At 73.1% G+C, this 16,761-nt stretch carries 19 protein-coding genes and 1 pseudogene; 11 read left to right on the forward strand and 9 right to left on the reverse strand.

All coding sequences use genetic code 11. The features are described 5' to 3' along the window. Positions 1 to 94 precede the first annotated feature (94 nt). The 4 genes from ABZY33_RS28705 to ABZY33_RS28720 form a co-directional block, all read right to left on the reverse strand. Positions 95 to 790 (reverse strand): HAD-IA family hydrolase, encoded by a 696-nt coding sequence (locus tag ABZY33_RS28705; RefSeq protein ID WP_356494594.1) that lies wholly within the window; start codon positions 788 to 790, stop codon positions 95 to 97. Next, positions 787 to 1,494, reverse strand: a complete 708-nt coding sequence (locus ABZY33_RS28710; protein ID WP_356494595.1) for a phosphatase PAP2 family protein — start codon at positions 1,492 to 1,494, stop codon at positions 787 to 789. The genes ABZY33_RS28705 and ABZY33_RS28710 overlap by 4 nt, the downstream gene beginning before the upstream one ends. A gap of 34 nt (positions 1,495 to 1,528) precedes the next feature. Further along, entirely contained in the window at positions 1,529 to 2,464 is a 936-nt protein-coding gene (locus ABZY33_RS28715) for a M56 family metallopeptidase (RefSeq protein ID WP_356494596.1), read from the reverse strand. 115 nt (positions 2,465 to 2,579) lie between these two features. Then, positions 2,580 to 3,140 carry a DUF5134 domain-containing protein gene (locus ABZY33_RS28720; protein ID WP_356494597.1) on the reverse strand — a complete coding sequence of 187 codons (561 nt, stop codon included), beginning with the start codon at positions 3,138 to 3,140 and terminating at the stop codon, positions 2,580 to 2,582. Positions 3,141 to 3,306: 166 nt separating this feature from the next. Here ABZY33_RS28720 and ABZY33_RS28725 point away from each other — a divergent pair, with 166 nt between their 5' ends. Both ABZY33_RS28725 and ABZY33_RS28730 read left to right on the forward strand, forming a co-directional pair. Further along, complete coding sequence (locus tag ABZY33_RS28725) at positions 3,307 to 5,007, forward strand: FUSC family protein (RefSeq protein ID WP_356494598.1); 1,701 nt, start codon at positions 3,307 to 3,309, stop codon at positions 5,005 to 5,007. A 33-nt stretch (positions 5,008 to 5,040) separates the two neighbouring features. Then, positions 5,041 to 5,577, forward strand: a complete 537-nt coding sequence (locus ABZY33_RS28730; RefSeq protein ID WP_356494599.1) for a MarR family transcriptional regulator — start codon at positions 5,041 to 5,043, stop codon at positions 5,575 to 5,577. A gap of 15 nt (positions 5,578 to 5,592) precedes the next feature. Here the strand turns inward: ABZY33_RS28730 and ABZY33_RS28735 are convergent, their stop codons facing one another. After that, entirely contained in the window at positions 5,593 to 7,005 is a 1,413-nt protein-coding gene (locus tag ABZY33_RS28735; protein WP_356494600.1) for an NAD(P)/FAD-dependent oxidoreductase, read from the reverse strand. A gap of 129 nt (positions 7,006 to 7,134) precedes the next feature. Beyond that, positions 7,135 to 7,527: a VOC family protein gene (locus ABZY33_RS28740; RefSeq protein WP_356494601.1), complete on the reverse strand. Its 393-nt coding sequence runs from the start codon at positions 7,525 to 7,527 to the stop codon at positions 7,135 to 7,137. A gap of 80 nt (positions 7,528 to 7,607) precedes the next feature. Between ABZY33_RS28740 and ABZY33_RS28745 the strand changes: the two genes are divergently transcribed. Beyond that, positions 7,608 to 8,159, forward strand: a complete 552-nt coding sequence (locus ABZY33_RS28745; RefSeq protein WP_356494602.1) for an N-acetyltransferase — start codon at positions 7,608 to 7,610, stop codon at positions 8,157 to 8,159. 4 nt (positions 8,160 to 8,163) lie between these two features. On the opposite strand, the gene ABZY33_RS28750 is transcribed toward ABZY33_RS28745, so the two are convergent. Together ABZY33_RS28750 and ABZY33_RS28755 are read right to left on the reverse strand one after the other, a co-directional pair. After that, positions 8,164 to 8,847, reverse strand: a complete 684-nt coding sequence (locus ABZY33_RS28750) for a glycerophosphodiester phosphodiesterase family protein (RefSeq protein WP_356494603.1) — start codon at positions 8,845 to 8,847, stop codon at positions 8,164 to 8,166. A gap of 80 nt (positions 8,848 to 8,927) precedes the next feature. Next, positions 8,928 to 9,494, reverse strand: coding sequence for an FABP family protein (locus ABZY33_RS28755; RefSeq protein WP_356494604.1), 567 nt, complete (start codon positions 9,492 to 9,494; stop codon positions 8,928 to 8,930). 245 nt (positions 9,495 to 9,739) lie between these two features. On the opposite strand from ABZY33_RS28755, the gene ABZY33_RS28760 reads away from it, so the two are divergent. The 5 genes from ABZY33_RS28760 (at position 9,740) to ABZY33_RS28780 (ending at position 14,393) form a co-directional block, all read left to right on the forward strand. Next, the gene (locus ABZY33_RS28760; RefSeq protein WP_356494605.1) at positions 9,740 to 11,149 is read left to right on the forward strand and encodes a DUF6421 family protein; all 1,410 of its coding nucleotides are present in this window, start codon (positions 9,740 to 9,742) and stop codon (positions 11,147 to 11,149) included. Between the two features lie 26 nt (positions 11,150 to 11,175). Beyond that, entirely contained in the window at positions 11,176 to 11,946 is a 771-nt protein-coding gene (locus ABZY33_RS28765) for an SDR family NAD(P)-dependent oxidoreductase (RefSeq protein ID WP_356494613.1), read from the forward strand. Beyond that, the gene (locus ABZY33_RS28770; protein ID WP_356494606.1) at positions 11,943 to 13,013 is read left to right on the forward strand and encodes a low specificity L-threonine aldolase; all 1,071 of its coding nucleotides are present in this window, start codon (positions 11,943 to 11,945) and stop codon (positions 13,011 to 13,013) included. Before ABZY33_RS28765 ends, ABZY33_RS28770 begins: the two co-directional genes overlap by 4 nt. Positions 13,014 to 13,098: 85 nt before the next feature. After that, positions 13,099 to 13,698: a transglutaminase domain-containing protein gene (locus ABZY33_RS28775; RefSeq protein ID WP_356494607.1), complete on the forward strand. Its 600-nt coding sequence runs from the start codon at positions 13,099 to 13,101 to the stop codon at positions 13,696 to 13,698. An 8-nt stretch (positions 13,699 to 13,706) separates the two neighbouring features. Then, on the forward strand, positions 13,707 to 14,393 hold the full coding sequence (locus tag ABZY33_RS28780) for a phenylalanine--tRNA ligase beta subunit-related protein (RefSeq protein WP_356494608.1): 687 nt from the start codon (positions 13,707 to 13,709) through the stop codon (positions 14,391 to 14,393). An 11-nt stretch (positions 14,394 to 14,404) separates the two neighbouring features. Here the strand turns inward: ABZY33_RS28780 and ABZY33_RS28785 are convergent, their stop codons facing one another. Further along, positions 14,405 to 15,133, reverse strand: a complete 729-nt coding sequence (locus ABZY33_RS28785) for a lysophospholipid acyltransferase family protein (RefSeq protein ID WP_356494609.1) — start codon at positions 15,131 to 15,133, stop codon at positions 14,405 to 14,407. Positions 15,134 to 15,371: 238 nt separating this feature from the next. On the opposite strand from ABZY33_RS28785, the gene ABZY33_RS28790 reads away from it, so the two are divergent. The 3 genes and pseudogenes from ABZY33_RS28790 to ABZY33_RS28800 form a co-directional block, all read left to right on the forward strand. Continuing rightward, positions 15,372 to 15,692: a thioredoxin family protein gene (locus ABZY33_RS28790; protein ID WP_356494610.1), complete on the forward strand. Its 321-nt coding sequence runs from the start codon at positions 15,372 to 15,374 to the stop codon at positions 15,690 to 15,692. 242 nt (positions 15,693 to 15,934) lie between these two features. Further along, positions 15,935 to 16,441: a flavin reductase family protein gene (locus ABZY33_RS28795; RefSeq protein ID WP_356494611.1), complete on the forward strand. Its 507-nt coding sequence runs from the start codon at positions 15,935 to 15,937 to the stop codon at positions 16,439 to 16,441. A gap of 237 nt (positions 16,442 to 16,678) precedes the next feature. Continuing rightward, positions 16,679 to 16,761: pseudogene (locus ABZY33_RS28800) on the forward strand (electron transfer flavoprotein subunit beta); the annotation flags it as partial.

Raw genomic sequence — 16,761 nt, forward strand, 5'->3', positions numbered from 1 at the left:
TCGGATCGCGTCGGTGCAGTCATTCCGGGCCCGTTCGCCCGCAACTGGCGGCCGGAGACAGCCCCGAGCCCGCCCGGCCGGGGAGCCGGCCCGCTCAGACCGCCTTCAGCACCCCGCGCAACCCGTCCGGCCGCCCCTCGACCGGCAGATGGTCCACGAAGTGCACCGCGCAGCCCAGCGCCGCGGCCCCGCCGTCGGCCCGGCGGTCGTCGCCGACCATCAGGGTGTCGCCCGGGGCCACGCCAAGCGCCTCGCACGCGGCCCGGAACAGGCGCGGGTCCGGCTTCGTGACGCCGTACCGGTAGGACAGGACGTACGCGTCGACGTACCGGTCCAGACCGTGCGCCACGAAGACGGGGCGCGGGTCCCAGCCGATGTTGCTGACGACGGCCACCGGCAGGCCGCGCTCGCGCAGTGCCGTCAGCACGTCGAGCGCGTCGGGGTAGGGGTGCCACGCGGCGGGGAGCATGTGGCGGTCGTACAGCGCGTCGTAGAGCCGGTCGTCGGGGAGCGGCACCTCGCGGGCCAGGCCGGTGTACGCGGCGCGGTGCCGGGTCGCGTCCACATCGCGCACCGCCATCAGCTCCGCGAGGTGGCCGGGGACCGGGCCGGGGCCGGTCGTGCCCCCGGGCAGTGCCCCGGCCTCCCGCAACGCTCGCGCCGCCTGCGTGAACTCGGCGTCGGAGAGCGTCACCCCCGTCGCGTCGAGCGCCGCGCGCAGCCAGGAGGCGGTGGACTCGACGCGAAAGAGCGTCCCGGAGAAGTCGAAGAGCACCGCTTTGATGGTCATGCGTCCGATCCTGCGGTCCCGCGCAGCCGTGGAGCAAGGGCGGCTTCCGGGCCACGCCACTTCTCGTACGCCGTCGTGGACAGCAGTACCGTCAGCGCCCCGAGCAGCCAGCCGCCCAGCACGTCCGAGGGCCAGTGCACCCCGAGCCAGAGCCGGGTCACGCCCACGCCGAGCACCGACACCACCGAGACGGCGAGCGCCGCGCCCCAGAGGGCGGACCCGGCCCCGTACCGGCGCAGCAGCCACAGCGCGAGCCCGCAGACGACCGTCGCGGTCATGGCGTGGCCCGAGGGGAACGCGGCGAAGTGCGCCGAGTCCACCGGATCGCTCCAGACCGGCCGGTCCCGGTCGACGGCCGCCTTCAGCACCTGCTGGACGAGGGTGCCCAGCGCGCAGGTCGCCACCAGCCACGCCGCGAGCACCCGGTCTCGCCGCCGCCACACCACGAGGACGACGAGCACCGCGCACCCGGCCCGCATCGTCCAGGGGTCCCACACCCAGTCGGAGAGAATGCGGACGGCGTGGGTGAGGTCGGGTTCCTCCACGGCTCTGCGGTGCAGGGACCGCACGAGCGAGGTGTCCAGGTCCAGCAGGGGCCGCCAGCCGGCCGCCACGAGGACCAGCAGGAGGAGGCAGGCGGTCGCGAGCGCCGCGGTGAGCGGGGCGCGCGACCGGGGCGGGGAGTCGGTTCGCGCCGGGTGCATGCAGGAGATCCTCACCCGAAACGGGCGGCGCACACTATCCCAACGCGCGCAGTCCCGGTACGAAGGCCACCAGCAGCGGAGCCAGCGGGACCAGGGCGGCCGCTGCGGTGAGCCGCAGACGGCGGGCCGGGGTCAGCCGCGAGGGCGGGGTGAGCAGCCGGTGCACCCGCTGCGGGACGTGCGTGTGCGGCGTCGGGCAGGGGCCGAAGACGCCCCGGTCCTCGTTGAGTTCGACCAGCGCCAGCGCGATGGTGAGCCGGCCGAAGCGGCGCGAGGCCACGTCGTCGGCGGCCAGCTCGACCAGTCGGTGCATCTGGTCGCGGAACGCGGCGAAGACCGGCACCTGCGGGAAGCCGGTGGCCAGCGCGCCCGAGCAGTGCAGCAGCCAGTCGTGCCGCCACCGGGCGTGCCCCCTCTCGTGCGCGAGCACCGCGTCCAGCTGCCGCCCCTTCAGGCGGCGCAACGCGGCGGTGGTGATGACCAGTTGGGGCCGCTGTCCGGGCAGCCACCACGCGTCGGGCCGCTCGCCCTCCAGGACCACGAGCCGGTCCGGGCCCGGTTCCTCGCCCGGCAACAGCGGCGCGCGCACCAGCAGTTCGGCCCGCCGTGTGCCGCGCCGCGTCCGCGCCCGGCGCACCTCGCGGATCAGCATGGCGGCGGTCCACACCCCGCCGAGCGCGAGCGCCACGGCGACGGTTGCCGCCCACGGCCCGGTGGTGCGCAGCGCATACGCGTCCACCACGGCGTGCGGCGCCGGAGCGAACAGGTGGCCGCGCACCGCCTGCCACGCCGAGGCCGCGCTCAGCGCCATCGACAGGGTGCAGCAGAGCAGGACGCCCGCCACCACGCACTGCCAGACCCACAGCGCGACGACCGGCTCCCGCTCGGGCCAGTCGGCGCGCGCCAGAAGGCGCGGGGCGACCAGGGCGAGAAGGGCGCCGAGCAGCAACAGCGCTACGGGGACCGTCATGGCCGTCAGCCTATGAGGCGGGGCGGCACGGCGATATGATCTCGCGCGCCAAGTGACCTACGACACGGTTTGGTTCGGGGCGCGACGGGGCCACGCGAGGCGGCTTCCCGCCGGACTACATCGTCAGCAGCATCGCCAGCGTCCCGATCCCCATCGAGAGCCGGCAGGCCCGCGCCAGTTCGGGCCGGTCGCCCCAGCCGGCGAAGGCCGAGCCGGTCGAGCCGGCCGGGCCCGCCGGAGCGGCGGGGACGAGGCGGGCCCCCGCCCACAGGACGTACACCGCGAAGTACCCGAGCAGCACCCCGGTGAGCACCGGGGTGCCCGCCGCGCCGTGGTGGGCGTGCGCCGCCGGGCGGGCCGCCATCCCGGCGGCCATGTACGCCATGGCCAGGGTGCCCATCAGATGGTGCAGGTGGTGCGCCCCGCGCCGGGCCGCCCACAGGGCCCGCAGGGCGGCGGCCCCGAACACGGCCGCGTAGAGCAGCCAGGCCCAGGGCGGTGGTGCGAGGACGGCGGCCGGCACCGCCATCAGCGCCATCCCGAACCCCATGAAAGCCTCGTCGCCCGCCGCACGGCGCTGCTCCTCGACCCCGCTGCGCAGCCGCAGCAGGCAGTACGCGCCGCTCGCCGCGCACAGGGCGACGAGCAGCCAGGCGGCCGACAGCGGTCCGTGCACCCCGGGTCCCCCCTCAGTCTCTGCGGCTCAGGGGGAGATGCCCCGGCATACGGGGGCTTATGGCGGCGCAGGGAAGCACGCGCGGTCGCGCGGCGGCGCCCCCGGTCCCGGGGGAGTGGCCCACGTCGCATATTTTACAGGTAAAACACCTGCTAAGGTTCTGGGTATGAGCAGTACACCGCCCGCTTCTCCCTCCCCGCGCACCTCCGTCCGCCGGCCTCGGCTCCCGCTGGCGGGAGTGCTGCGTGCGAACAAGCCCTCGGACATCTGGTTCAAACCCGCGACGAGCGTCGTCGCCTCCGCCGCGCTGCCGAACCTGACGCTGCTCGCCCTCGGCCGGCTCGACCTGATGATGTACACGATGGCCGGCAGCTTCTGCGCCCTGTACGGGCACAACCTGCCCTACGCGGCCCGCGCCAGGGCCCTGGCCGGCGTGGTCGCCGGGATGGTCGCGAGCGTCGCCGTCGCCCTCGTCGCCGCGTCGTTCGTCTCCTCCGCGGCGGCCCTCGTCGCGATCGGCGCCCTGCTCGCCGCCGCGCAGAAGACCCTCTGCGACGCGACCCGGATCGGTCCGCCCGGACATCTGATCTTCACCTTCATCAGCTCCGCGTCGCTCTTCGCGCCGCAGACCATCGGCCAGGTGCCGGGGCACCTCGCCCTCACCCTCGGGGCCGGCGCCGTCGCCTGGCTCGTCGGCATGGCCCCCGTGCTCGTCCGCCCCCACGGCCCGGAGCGGCGCGCCACCGCCCGCGCCCTGAACGCGGCCGCGGCCCACGCGGAGCGGCCCGGCCACGCGTCCGCCCGCGGCGCCGCCGCCGCTGCCGTGCACGCGGCCTGGCAGTCCCTGCTGGCCACCGGCGCCCGCAGCGCCACGCGGCGCGCCCTGGAACGGCTGGTGGTACGGGCGGAGGTGGCCCTCGCCGCGCCGGGCGACGCGGACGCCGCACAGCTGCGCGCCTGGGCCGCCGGGCTGCGCGGCACCGGCGCCGTACCGCGACCCGCCCGGATCGCCGGGACCGACGACGAACTGCTCGGCGCGGAGGTCGAACGGGCGAGCGAGGCGCCGTGGTGGCGGCGGCTCGGCCCCGGCTCGCCGCTGCTCCCGGTCGCCCTGCGCACCGCCCTCGGCTGCGCCCTGGCCGGATACGCCTCGCTCGCCCTCGGCATCGGCCGCCCCTACTGGGCCCTGGTCACCGCCGCCTCGCTCTACCAGGCCAACGTGACGCTGACCTGGAACCGCGGCGTCCAGCGCGTCGTCGGCAACCTAGCCGGGGTGCTCGTCTTCGCCGCCGTCGTCCCGCTCGCCCACCTCAGCCCCCTCGCGCTGGTGCTGTGCTGCATGGCCTTCAGCTTCGGGGCCGAGGCGCTCATCACCCGCAACTACTGGCTCGGCAGCCTCTGCGTGACGCCGATGGCGCTGCTCGTCACCGAGTTCGCCCGGTTCCAGGAACCCACCGAACTGATCACCGACCGGGTGATCGACACGCTGGTCGGCGCCCTCCTCGGCGTCGTCGCCGCCGTCGCCGTGACCAACCGGCGCGCCGGCGACCACATCGAGGCGGCCCTCACCCGCGTCGCCGCCGCCCACGCCGCCGCCGAGCGGACGCTCGCGGCGCCCGCGCCCGCGCCCGCCGCCCTGGAATCGGCCCGCCGCTCGCTCGCCGCGGCCCTGGTGGAGCTGCGTGCCGCCGCCGACACGGCGGCCGGTGAGTGGTGGCAGCGGGCGCTGCCGCAGGAGCGGGTGGTCGAGGCCGAGCGCGCCGGACACCGTACGCTCGCGGCGACGGTCCGCAGGCAGCCGCCCGGACCGGCCGCCGTCGGGGAGACTGGACGGACGGCGGGCGACCCGAGCGGCGCCCGCGGATAGCGGTATCGGTCGAGGAAGGTCCGGGCAGGCAGCATGAGCAGGGAAGCCGAGACGGCGGCGGCGCGGCCGCCCGACACCGTCTCCTCGGTCGTACAGCAGTGGCAGGCCGTGCGCCCGGACGTCGACACCGCCCCGATGGAGATCATCGGCCGGATCAACCGGTGCGCGGCCCTGCTCCAGCAGGCCGAGGACGCGCCGCTGCGGCACGCGGGGCTGACCCGGGCCGAGTTCGACCTCCTCGGCACGTTGCGCCGCACCGGCCGGGAGCTGACCCCCGGCGATCTGGCGCGCGAGACGTTCTCCTCGGGCGCCGCCGTCACGAAGCGGCTCAAGCAGTTGCAGGAGCGGGGCCTGGTGGCCCGCCGCGGGGACACCCGCGACCGGCGGGTCTCCCATCTGAGCCTCACCGACGAGGGACGCGCCCTCGTCGACGAGGTACTGCCCCGCCAGCTGGCGTACGAGGCGACCGTGCTCGGCGGGCTCGACGGCGGTCGCGACACGGAACTCAGCGCGCTGCTCGGGGAGTTGCTCTCCCAGCTCGAAGGCCGCCTGGGCGGCCCCCGGGCCTGACCCGCCGCGGCGGGTTCAGTTGATCGGCAGCTCCGGCTTCTGCGGGGCCATCGACCGCCCCGCGACCTGCGCGGCCAGCACCTTGCGGATCTCCTCCGGCGACAGGTACGCGTCCGTCATCTCGAAGTCCTTGAGCGTCGCGGGCCGGTTGCGCTGGAAGCCCGTCCGCACGAAGTCGTCGCCCGCCAGCGCGTTCAGCCCCCAGTTCGCCGCCGTACGGAAGCGCGCCGTGAGGGTCCGCAGCGCCCCCAGGTGGTAGCCGCGCGCCACCACCTGCGCGGGCAGCCCGGTGAGCTGGACGCCCATCGGCTTCGACACCGCCTGGATGCCGCCGAGGTCGACGACGAGCCCGAGGTCCTTGTGCCGGTACGGCGTCATCGGCGTCCCGCGGACGGCCGCGAGCACATTGCGCGCCGCCGCCCAGCCCTGCCGCATCGCGTGCTGCGCGGTCGGCGGGCAGATCGCGTCACCGCCCTTGACGAGGTCGGGCACGGCCGCGGCGTCGCCGAGCGCGAAGACACCGTCGAGCCCCGGCACGGTCAGCTCGGGGGTGACGACGAGCCGTCCCTTGAGCGTCTCCGCCTCCAGCGTCGCCACCAGCGGGCTCGGCGCGACCCCCGCCGTCCAGATCAGGGTGTGGCAGGGCAGCTCACGCCCGTCGGTCAGCGTCACCCGGTCCTCGGTGACCTTCGCGACCGACACCCCGAGCGAGACGTGCAGACCGCGCTGCTGGAGGATCGCCATCGCCTTGTCGCCGAGGCGCGGGCCCAGCTCCGGCATCAGCTTGGGAGCCACGTCGATCAGGTGCCACTTGATGTCGCGCGGGTCGAGACCGGGGTAGCGCTTCACCGCCGACGTGGTCAGCCGCTGCAGATACGCGGCCGTCTCGGTGCCGGCGTAGCCGCCGCCCACCACCACGAACTGCAGCCGCGCCTCCCGCTCGGCCGGGTCGGAACTGGCCGCCGCGAGGTCCAGCTGCGAGATGACGTGGTCCCGGATCCAGGCGGCCTCGGCGAGCGTCTTGACGCCGACCGCGTGCTCCTCGATCCCGGGAATGTCGAACTGCCGCGTCACACTGCCCGGCGTCAGCACCAGATGGTCGTAGTGCTCCACCACGCACTCGCCGTTGATCTTGCGGACGACGACGGCCTTGGCCTTCGGGTCCACGCCGATGGCGCCGCCGGGGATGATGGAGGTGCGCCGCAGCATCCGGCGCAGCGGCACCGCGACCGACTGGGGGGTCAGCACACCGGACGCCACATGGGGCAGCAACGGCAGATACAGCTGATGGTCCATCGGACTGACGAGCTTCAGCACGGCTTCTCCGGGCTTCAGCTCCTTCTCCAGCTTGTGGGCGCACTCCATGCCGGCGAACCCACCGCCGATGATCAGGATCCGGGGCACGGTCGAGGTACGGGGAGCGGTCATGGTTCGGATCTCTCCTGAGCTGGACGGTGTACGGACAGGCGAGGAGCGCTCCCGGTCATGTATCCGGATCGGCGCCGCCGAATCCCCTGACACCACGCCATCCTGCGACGGGCCGCGGGTCACCGCACGTCAGATGCCCGGCCGGAAGCGGATCGGATGCTCCTCGGGGACCTCCACCACACAGATCCGGGTGCCGTCCGGATCGGCGATCCACATCTCCACCAGGCCCCACGGCTCCGTCAGCGGCTCACGCAGCACCGGCACGCCCCGCGCCACCAGCTCCTCGTGCGCCGCGTGCACGTCCGGCACCTGCAACCACAGCCGCAACGCCGGTTCCACGGGGGGTTCGGCGCGGCCCGACACCTCCAGGAAGCCGCCGCCGAGGAAGTACACCGTGCCCCGCTCGGGCCCGGTGCCGAACTCCCGGTAGACGGCGAGGCCCAGCGCCTCGCCGTAGAACGCCCGCGACCGCTCGGGGTCGCCGGGCCGGATGAGAACCCTGCTGCTCAGTACGTGAACCATGACGATGCACAGTAGTGCGACCGGGTTAACCTCGACGGCGCCGACAGGCACCGGACCCGTACGCGATCGGAGAGCCGCCCATGACCGCCGCCCCGCACCCCGCCACCGACGGCCTGAGCTTCCGCGAGGCCACCGCGGCCGACGTCGGCGCGCTCGTCGCGCTCATCGAGTCGGCCTACCGCGGGGACGACAGCCGGGCAGGCTGGACCACGGAGGCGGACATCCTTCAGGGGCAGCGGACCGACCCGCAGGGCGTGCTCGACGTCGTCGAGGCGGCGGAGAGCCGGCTGCTCACGGTCGAGCGGGACGGGGCCCTCGTCGCCTGCTGCCAGCTGGAGCACCGCGGCGACCACGCCTACTTCGGCATGTTCGCCGTCAGCCCCGCCCTCCAGGGCGCGGGTCTCGGCAAAGTGATCATCGCGGAGGCGGAGCGGACGGCGCGCGCGACCTGGGGCGTGCGCGAGATGCGCATGACGGTGATCTCCGTCCGCGAGGAGCTCATCGCCTGGTACGAGCGGCGCGGCTACCGCCGTACGGGACAGATGAGCCCCTTCCCGTACGGCGACGAGCGCTTCGGGATCCCGCAGCGTCCGGATCTGCGGTTCGAGCTGCTGGTCAAGCCGCTGGCCTGAGGGATCAGGCGGTGAAGCGGCCGGTGCGCTTGATCTCGGGGTAGTCGGTGGTCGCCCCGTCCAGGCCGAGCGCGCGCACCAGCCGCAGGTCGTCCTGGGTGTTCACCACCCAGCCGATGATCCGCAGGTCGGCCTTGCGGGCGTGCTCCACGATCTCCTGCGTCAGGCGCCGGATGTTCAGCACGAGGGCGGTGGCGCCCACGGCCCGGGCCCGCTGGACCACGTCCGTGCCGTAGCGGCTGGCGACGAGGGCGGTGCGCACCCCCGGCACGAGCCGCGCGATCTCCGCCAGGGCCTCGTCGTGGAAGGAGATCACCTCGACCCGGTGGACGAGGTCGCGGCGGAGCAGCACCTCCGCGAGGGCCCGGGCCACGGCCGTGTCCTTGATCTCCGCCTGCAGCGGGGAGGCCACCGCGTCGAGGACCTCCTCGAAGACCGGCACCCGCTCGCCGCGCCCGGCGTCCAGCGTCCGCAGCTCCGCGAGCGTCTTCTCGGCGATCGGGCCCGTGCCGTCCGTGGTGCGGTCCACGTCGGCGTCGTGCATGACGACGAGCGCGCCGTCCTTGCTCAGGTGCAGATCGAGCTCGATGAGGTCGAGTCCCGCCCGCTCGGCGGCGACGAAGGAGCGCAGGGTGTTCTCGGGTTCGACACCCATGGCTCCGCGGTGCCCGATGGTGAGGAAGTTCAAGGTGGTCTCGCTTCCGTCGCTGGCGGCTCAGCTGCCCGCGTGCTCGCCGCGCGCGGGGTGTCCGAGCCTAACGGCCCGCGTCACCGGGCGGGGTCCGCAAGGGAGTTGACGCGCCGCAGCCGGGCGGACAGATGGTGCTGCAACGGCTGCCCGACCGCGGCGAGGTCGTGCGTGAACTCCAGGGTGTCGGCGTCGGCCAGCGTGTAGCGGCGCCGGGTCCCCTCGACCTCCTTGGCCGTGGGCGTGAGCGCCACGCTGTCGGTCGTGAGGTCGACCGCGGCCCCGGACGCGTGACCGACCGCGATCTCCGCGATGCCGGTGGGCTGGGTGATGAGCGCCTCCAGACGGCCCTCGGGTCGCAGCCGCCACCAGCCGCTCTCCCGCGCGGCCGGCCGCAGCGGAGCCCCGTCGCCGTCGAGCAGCCAGGCCCGGGCCTCGTACCGCAGGAAGGGCCGCCCGTCGTGCTGGAAGGTGACCTCCTGCGCGTACGCGAACTCCCCGTCGATCGTGGGATACCCGCCGCGCCCCCGGCCGCGCCAGCTCCCCAGCAGCCCGAGCACGGGCGCGAGCAGCGGGTGCGGCGCGGGCGCCGCGTCCGGCCGGTCGCTGTCGCGGTACGGGTACGGCGGCGGTACGGGCTCGGACACGGCGGCGCTCCTGACGTTCGGGGACGGGGGCTCAGCCTAGTTCCGGCACCCGGCCCAAGGATCTTCGCCGGTCCTGGCGGGCCCGGGTGGATGTGGCGGACATCATCGTTTCACAGCCAGGAAACAGGAAAAACGGCGGTGGAGCAGGGGGTCGCGCAGGATAATTTCCCGAGGCCCCCCTTGTCTCGGAGAAGCCCGGACGCATACGGTGTCCTGACGCGAGGTTCTCCCGTGGAGGATGGGTCATGACGGAAATTCTTGTGCAGGCGGGTACGGAGGAAACCGTTCCTTCGGCTCGACAGGTCGGCGACAGGGTGGTGGACCACCCGGCGTGGCCCGTGCTCAAGGGTGCCGTGGAGGAGATCAGGACCTGGCAGGACAAGGACGGGTCGATCGACTTCGACGCCGAGGGCGCCCCCGAGCGGTCCGCCGCCGGGCTGGCCGTGGACCGCGTCATATCCGCGGTCGCCGAGCTGGCCCCGCTGCTGCCGCACGACGCGGCGTACCACGAGGCGCTCCTGCGCGACCTGCGCCGCTGGGCCGACGACGGCTACCGGGTCCCGGACTTCCTCGACTCGCTCCTCGCCTTCCAGCCCGCCGCGCAGCGCCGGGACGGCCTCCAGCACCTGGTCCTCTTCCCGATGTACACGCAGAACGGGAACCCGGACCGCAATCTGGAAGCCGTCGTGCTGCGCATGGTCTGGCCCGAGTGGCTCGCCGAGCTGGAGGCCACGCGCTACGACAACCCGCTCTTCTGCGGCATCACCTTCGAGGACTTCACCTCGGGCTACGACACGAACTCGGCGGTGCTCTTCCCCGAGACGATCGCCGTGCGCGAGGCCCCCGAGCGCTTCTCCTGGGGCGGCATCTTCTGCGACCGCGAGGCGGCCCGCTTCCGCCGTGTCACCGAGGCCGCCGTGGACATCCTCGGGGTCGAACTGCCCGCGGACATCGCGGAGATGGTCGGCGACCAGGACCGCTGCCAGCAGGCGTTCGTGCTGTGGGACATGGTCCACGACCGCACGCACAGCCACGGCGACCTGCCCTTCGACCCGTTCATGATCAAGCAGCGCCAGCCGTTCTGGATGTACGGCCTGGAGGAGCTGCGCTGCGACCTCACCGCCTTCAAGGAGGCCGTGAAGCTGGAGGCCGACGGCGTCCCGCAGGGCCGTGACGTCCAGTACGCGGTGCTGTTCGACCGGATGTTCCGCTTCCCCGTCACGGGCGAGCGGGTGCGCAACTACGACGGGCTCGGCGGCCAGCTGCTCTTCGCCTACCTGCACAAGCACGACGTCGTCCGCTGGACCGACAACAAGCTGCACATCGACTGGCAGCGCGCCCCCGAGGTCACCAACCAGCTCTGCGGCGAGATCGAGACGCTCTACCGCGACGGCATCAACCGCCCCAAGCTCGTGCACTGGTTCGCCGCCTACGACCTCGTGTCGGCCTATCTCGCCCCGCACCCCGGCTCCCGCTGGGCCAAGGGCCCCGACGCCCTGGACACCAGCCTGCCCCCGCGCAAGCTCGTGGACGAGGTGCTGCCGGACGAGTTTCCGCTCAGCATGTTCTATGAGGCCCTGTCCAAGAAGCTGAAGAGCGTCATCGCGTCGACCAAGGGGATCCGCGCCACGGACGGCGAGCGGGTCGCCGCATGAGCAAGCCCGCACAGGAGGCGACCGCCATGACCGAGACCCACCTCACCGGCGCCGCCGGAGACCCGCTGGACGGCGCCGTGATCGCGGTCGCCGGCGCCGCCGGGCCCGCCGGACGCGCCACGCTCAAGCGGCTCGCGGAGGCCGGGGCCACGGTCGTCGGCTCCGACGCCGACCCCGAGCGGCTGGCCGAGGCCGTCGACGCGGCGCGGTACGCGCACGGCGGCGCCACCGTCATCGGCGACACCGTCGACCTGCTCGACCTGGCGGCCACCCGCGAGTGGGCCGCCCGCGTCGAGAAGGACTTCGGCCGCGTCGACGGCCTGGTCCACCTCGTGGGCGGCTGGCGCGGCAGCAAGAACTTCGCCGAGACCGACCTTGCCGACTGGGACCTGCTGGAGAAGCTCCTGATCCGCACGGTGCAGCACACCTCGCTCGCCTTCCAGGAGGGCCTCGGCCGCTCCGACCGCGGCCGCTACCTGCTGATCAGCGCCGCGGGCGCGAGCAAGCCGACCGCGGGCAACGCCGCGTATGCCGCCTCCAAGGCCGCGGCCGAGGCGTGGACGCTCGCCCTCGGGGACGCCTTCCGCAAGGCGGGGGGCGATGCCGGACCCCGCCAGGCGGCTGCGATCCTGGTGGTGAAGGCACTGGTGCACGACGCGATGCGCGCCGAGCGCCCCCATGCGAAGTTCGCGGGCTTCACCGACGTCGAGGAGCTGGCCGAGGCCGTCGCCGACGTCTGGAACCGGCCCGCCGCCGAAGTGAACGGGACCCGTCTGTGGCTGACCGAGAAGCCGTGAACCCTCCGAAGACCGATGCCCGCCGGCACCACGACCCCACGGTCCGGGGCTTCGCCAGCGACAACTACGCGGGGGCCCACCCCGAGATCATGGCCGCGCTGGCCCTGGCCAACGGCGGGCACCAGGTCGCGTACGGCGAGGACGACTACACGGACCACCTCCAGCAGGTCGTCCGCAGCCACTTCGGGCCGAGCGCCGAGGCGTTCCCGGTCTTCAACGGCACCGGGGCCAACGTCGTCGCGCTCCAGGCGGTCACCGACCGCTGGGGCGCGGTGATCTGCGCCGAGTCCGCGCACATCCACGTCGACGAGGGCGGCGCCCCCGAGCGGATGGGCGGCCTCAAGCTCCTCACCGTCCCGACCCCCGACGGCAAGCTGACCCCCGACCTCATCGACCGCCAGGCCTACGGCTGGGACGACGAGCACCGGGCGATGCCGCAGGTCGTCTCGATCACGCAATCCACCGAGCTGGGCACGCTCTACACGCCGGACGAGATCCGGGCGATCTGCGACCACGCCCACGAGCGCGGCATGAAGGTGCACCTCGACGGCTCCCGGATAGCCAACGCGGCCGCCTCCCTGGACGTCCCGATGCGGACCTTCACGAACGCGGCCGGCGTCGACCTGCTCTCCCTCGGCGGCACGAAGAACGGCGCGCTGTTCGGCGAGGCCGTCGTCGTCCTCGACCACGGCGCCGTCCGGCACATGAAGCACCTGCGCAAGCTCTCCATGCAGCTCGCCTCCAAGATGCGCTTCGTCTCCGTACAGCTGGAGGCGCTGCTCGCCAAGGACCTGTGGCTGCGCAACGCGCGCCACGCCAACGAGATGGCCCAGCGCCTCGCCGAGGGCGTCCGCGCCGTCGACGGCGTCGAGATCCTCCACCCCGTCCAGGCCAACGGCGTCTTCGCCCGCCTCCCGCACGACGTCTCCGAGCGGCTGATGAAGCGCTACCGGTTCTACTTCTGGGACGAGACGGCCGGCGACGTCCGCTGGATGTGCGCCTTCGACACCCGCGAGGAGGACGTCGACGGGTTCGTCGCGGCGCTCAAGGAGGAGATGGCCCGGTAACCACCGGACCCCGATGGCTGCATAGATATGCGACTGGCCGTAAAACCATTGACGGTGGCCGGTCGCGTTTCTATGCTCCCGTGCCATGCTCTTGATCCAGCAGAACCCCGATCTTTCGGCCTATACGGCCGCGGACGACGCCATCGACCACCACCATCCGCTGGTGCGGGAGACCGCCGCGCGCCTCGCGCGCGATGCCGCCGACTCATATGCATACGCGCGCGCCGCCTACGAGTTCGTCCGTGACACCGTCGTGCACTCGGCCGACAGCGGTGACCCGCGCGTCACCTGGCGGGCCTCCGACGCCTTGGAGCAGCGCACCGGGATCTGTCACGCCAAGGCCCACGCCCTGGCCGCGCTCCTGCGCGCCGAGGACATCCCCACGGCCCTGTGCTACCAGCGGCTCACCCATGACGCGGGGACGGGCTGGTGCCTCCACGGCCTGGTCGCCGTGCGGTTCCACGGCGCCTGGCACCGGCAGGACCCGCGGGGCAACAAACCGGGCGTCGATGCCCAGTTCTCGCTGCACGGGGAGCGGCTGGCCTGGGTGCCCGACGGCGAGTCCAATGAGATGGACTATCCGGTACTCTTCGATGCACCGCATCCGGCTGTGCTCGACGTCCTGCGCCGCTCACCGGACCGGCCCTACCTCTGGGAACACCTCCCCGACTCGCTCGACCCGTAAGGCAGGCCATGCCGCTCCAGCTCACCGTCTGCGACGACGTCCGCCAGATCGCCCCGGACTTCCACCACCTCGCCATCGAGGCGTACGGACTCACCAACGCGCCCAGTACCCCGCAGACGGCGGCCCTCCTCGACGACGCGGCGCGCCGCCTGGCCGGGCGGCTCGACGGGCGCGCCCCGCACGAGGATCCGCACATGGTGGCCTGGCGCGCGGCGTACACCGCCTTCGGTGCCAAGCCCAACCGCACGCGCAACTCCGCGGAGGCGCTCGCCAAGCGGGCCCTCGCCGACGGCGGCCTGCCGCGCATCAATGCGCTCGTGGACGTCTACAACGCCGTGAGCGTCGCCCATCTGATCCCGGTCGGCGGCGAGGACCTCGGCCGCATCCGGGGCGGGATGCGGCTCCTGCGGGCCACCGGCGCCGAGGGCTTCGTGACCGTCGCCGCCGGTGAGCAGGTCGTCGAGCACCCGGAGCCGGGCGAGGTCGTCTGGTGCGACGACGAGGGCGTCACCTGCCGCCGCTGGAACTGGCGCCAGGGCACCCGCACCCGGCTCACCGACACCTCCGTCGACGCCCTGTTCCTGCTGGAGGGGATGGGCGGGCACGCGGGCCTGGAGGCGGCCGGCGCCGAACTGGCCGACCTCCTGGGCAAGGTCAGCCCCGGCGCGCGGCTCACCGTCCGTCCGGCGATCTGAGCCGGGCGGTCTCAGCCGGCCTCGGCGGCCCTGACCTGCTCGGGGGTCGGAGCCGTCCCGCCGAGGTGCGCGGGCATCCACCACGTGTCGTCCGGCCCCTTGGGGCGCACGGGGTAGGCGCGCTGCGCCGCTTCGAGGAGCTCCTGCACCCGCTCGCGCAGCCGGCGGGTGATCGCCCCGGCGTACTGGTCGCGCGGCGCCTCCAGGGCCTCGCCCACCCGGATCGTCACCGGGATGTGCTGCCGCTTGAAGTTGCGCGGGCGCCCCTTGGTCCACACGCGCTGGGTGCCCCACAGCGCCATCGGGATCAGCGGGACCCCGGCCTCCTGCGCGAGGCGCACGGCGCCCGTCTTGAAGCTCTTGAGCGTGAACGACTCGGAGATCGTCGCCTCCGGGAACACGCCGATGACCTCGCCCGAGCGCAGCGAGCGCAGAGCGTGCTGGTACGCGTGCTCGCCCTGGGTCCGGTCCACCGGAATGTGTTTCATGCTGCGCATCAGCGGTCCGGAGATCTTGTGCCGGAACACCGACTCCTTCGCCATGAAGCGGACGAGCCGCTTCTGGGGCAGGGCTGCGAGGCCGTCGAAGATGAAGTCCAGGTAGCTGATGTGATTGCTGACCAGGACGGCTCCGCCCGAACGCGGAATGTTCTCCGAGCCCTTGCAGTCGATCTTCAGGTCGAGCGCCTTGAACATCGTTCTGGCGGCGCCGATGACCGGACGGTAGACGAGCTCTGCCATGGAGGGGGTGGACCCTTCTTAGTGCCGAGGGGAGTTTCCACCGGAGGATTCCGGAGAGAGGGGCTCCCAGCGGTAAGTTACGCAGCCGTAGGTTTTCCGGCTTGCGCAGATCGTGCCCCAAGAACGGCCGAGTGACCAGCTTTGGTTCCGGCCGTGCGCGAGATCCTCGTCACGTGTTCGGGAATACGCCGGGACGGCCTGGCGCTGCCGGGGGAGCGGTGAATTCAGGAGGCGTGAGATGGCGGCAGGTGAAATGACGTTCGACGCCGAGCAGTTGGGCGGCGAGCTGGGGGAGCGGGCCACGCTCGTCCAGTTCTCCAGCGCGTTCTGCGCCCCCTGCCGGGCCACGCGCCGCGTCCTCGCGGAAGTCGCCGCCCTGGTCCCCGGCGTGTCCCACATCGAGATCGACGCCGAGGCCCGGCTCGACCTCGTCCGCAGCACCGGCGTCGTGCGGACCCCGACCGTCCTCGTCCTGGCGGCGGACGGCCGCGAGGTGCGCCGCGCCAGCGGACAGCCGCGCAAGGCGGATGTCATCGCCGCCCTGGGGCAAGCGGTCTGAGAGCGGCGGACCCACCAGGAGGAGCGGCGGCGTGACGGTTTCCGGAGAGGCGGGGCGGTTTCCGGATGACGGAACGCGCTTGACTGCACGCGCCACGTATCGTCAGGCTGACCGTATGCCTCATGAGCTCCTTCTCCGCCGGCGGGTCCACGTCGACCTGGCCCGCTGTTCGAGCGCGCGCTGTCCTGCCTCCTGACGCAGCCACGGACCCCGCTCGAACCCTCCGGCAGAAGGACAGCTCCATGACGGCCACGCCCGGCCTGCGCACCGCCCGGCCCGCCACCCCCGACCTCCTCCGCTCGGTCTTCCGCCGGCACGCCGCCGGCGTCGCGGTGATCACGGCGGCCGGCGGCGCCCCCGTGGGCTTCACCGCCACCTCCCTCACCTCTGTCTCCGCCGAACCCCCGGTGATCTCGTTCGGCATCGGGCTCGGCGCCTCCAGCTGGCCCACCGTCGCCGAGGCCGGCCATGTCGGCGTGCACATACTCGGCGAGCACCAGGCCGACCTCGCCGGCACGTTCGCCCGCAGCGGAGCCGACCGCTTCGCCGCCCCCACCCGCTGGCACGAAGGCCCCGAAGGGGTTCCCGTCCTCGACGGCGTCCTCGCCTGGCTCGTCTGCAAGGTCATCGCCCGGGTGCCCGCGGGGGACCACCGGATCGTGCTCGCGGAGGCGGTCTGCGGAGATCCGGCGGGAGACGGCCGCCCGCTCCTCTACCACCAGGGCCGCTTCAACGCGCTGCGCGACTGAGCGGCACGCCCGGAAGTTCCTGCTCCACATGGTTACGCAGCGTTGGGAAGGTCACAGTTCAAAGCGCTTGCTCAGTGGGCAGGAACTGGGTGTACTGACGAGTAATATTTCGTTCGGAGCGCGGGCCGCCCCGACCGGAGGAGTCCGCTTCAGGCGCCTATGCTGCCTGCAAGAAGGTGCTGTCAGCCGCAGCAGCAAAGCCGCGAAGTACAAGACGATTGCAGTAGGAGAGCCGGCGTGAGCTTGAGGATCGTTGTCACTGTGAAGTACGTGCCCGACGCCACTGGCGACCGGCACTTCGCCGATGACCTGACCGTCGA

The sequence above is a fragment of the Streptomyces sp. NPDC006552 genome (assembly GCF_040611655.1).
In the GTDB taxonomy this organism is placed as follows: Bacteria; Actinomycetota; Actinomycetes; order Streptomycetales; family Streptomycetaceae; genus Streptomyces.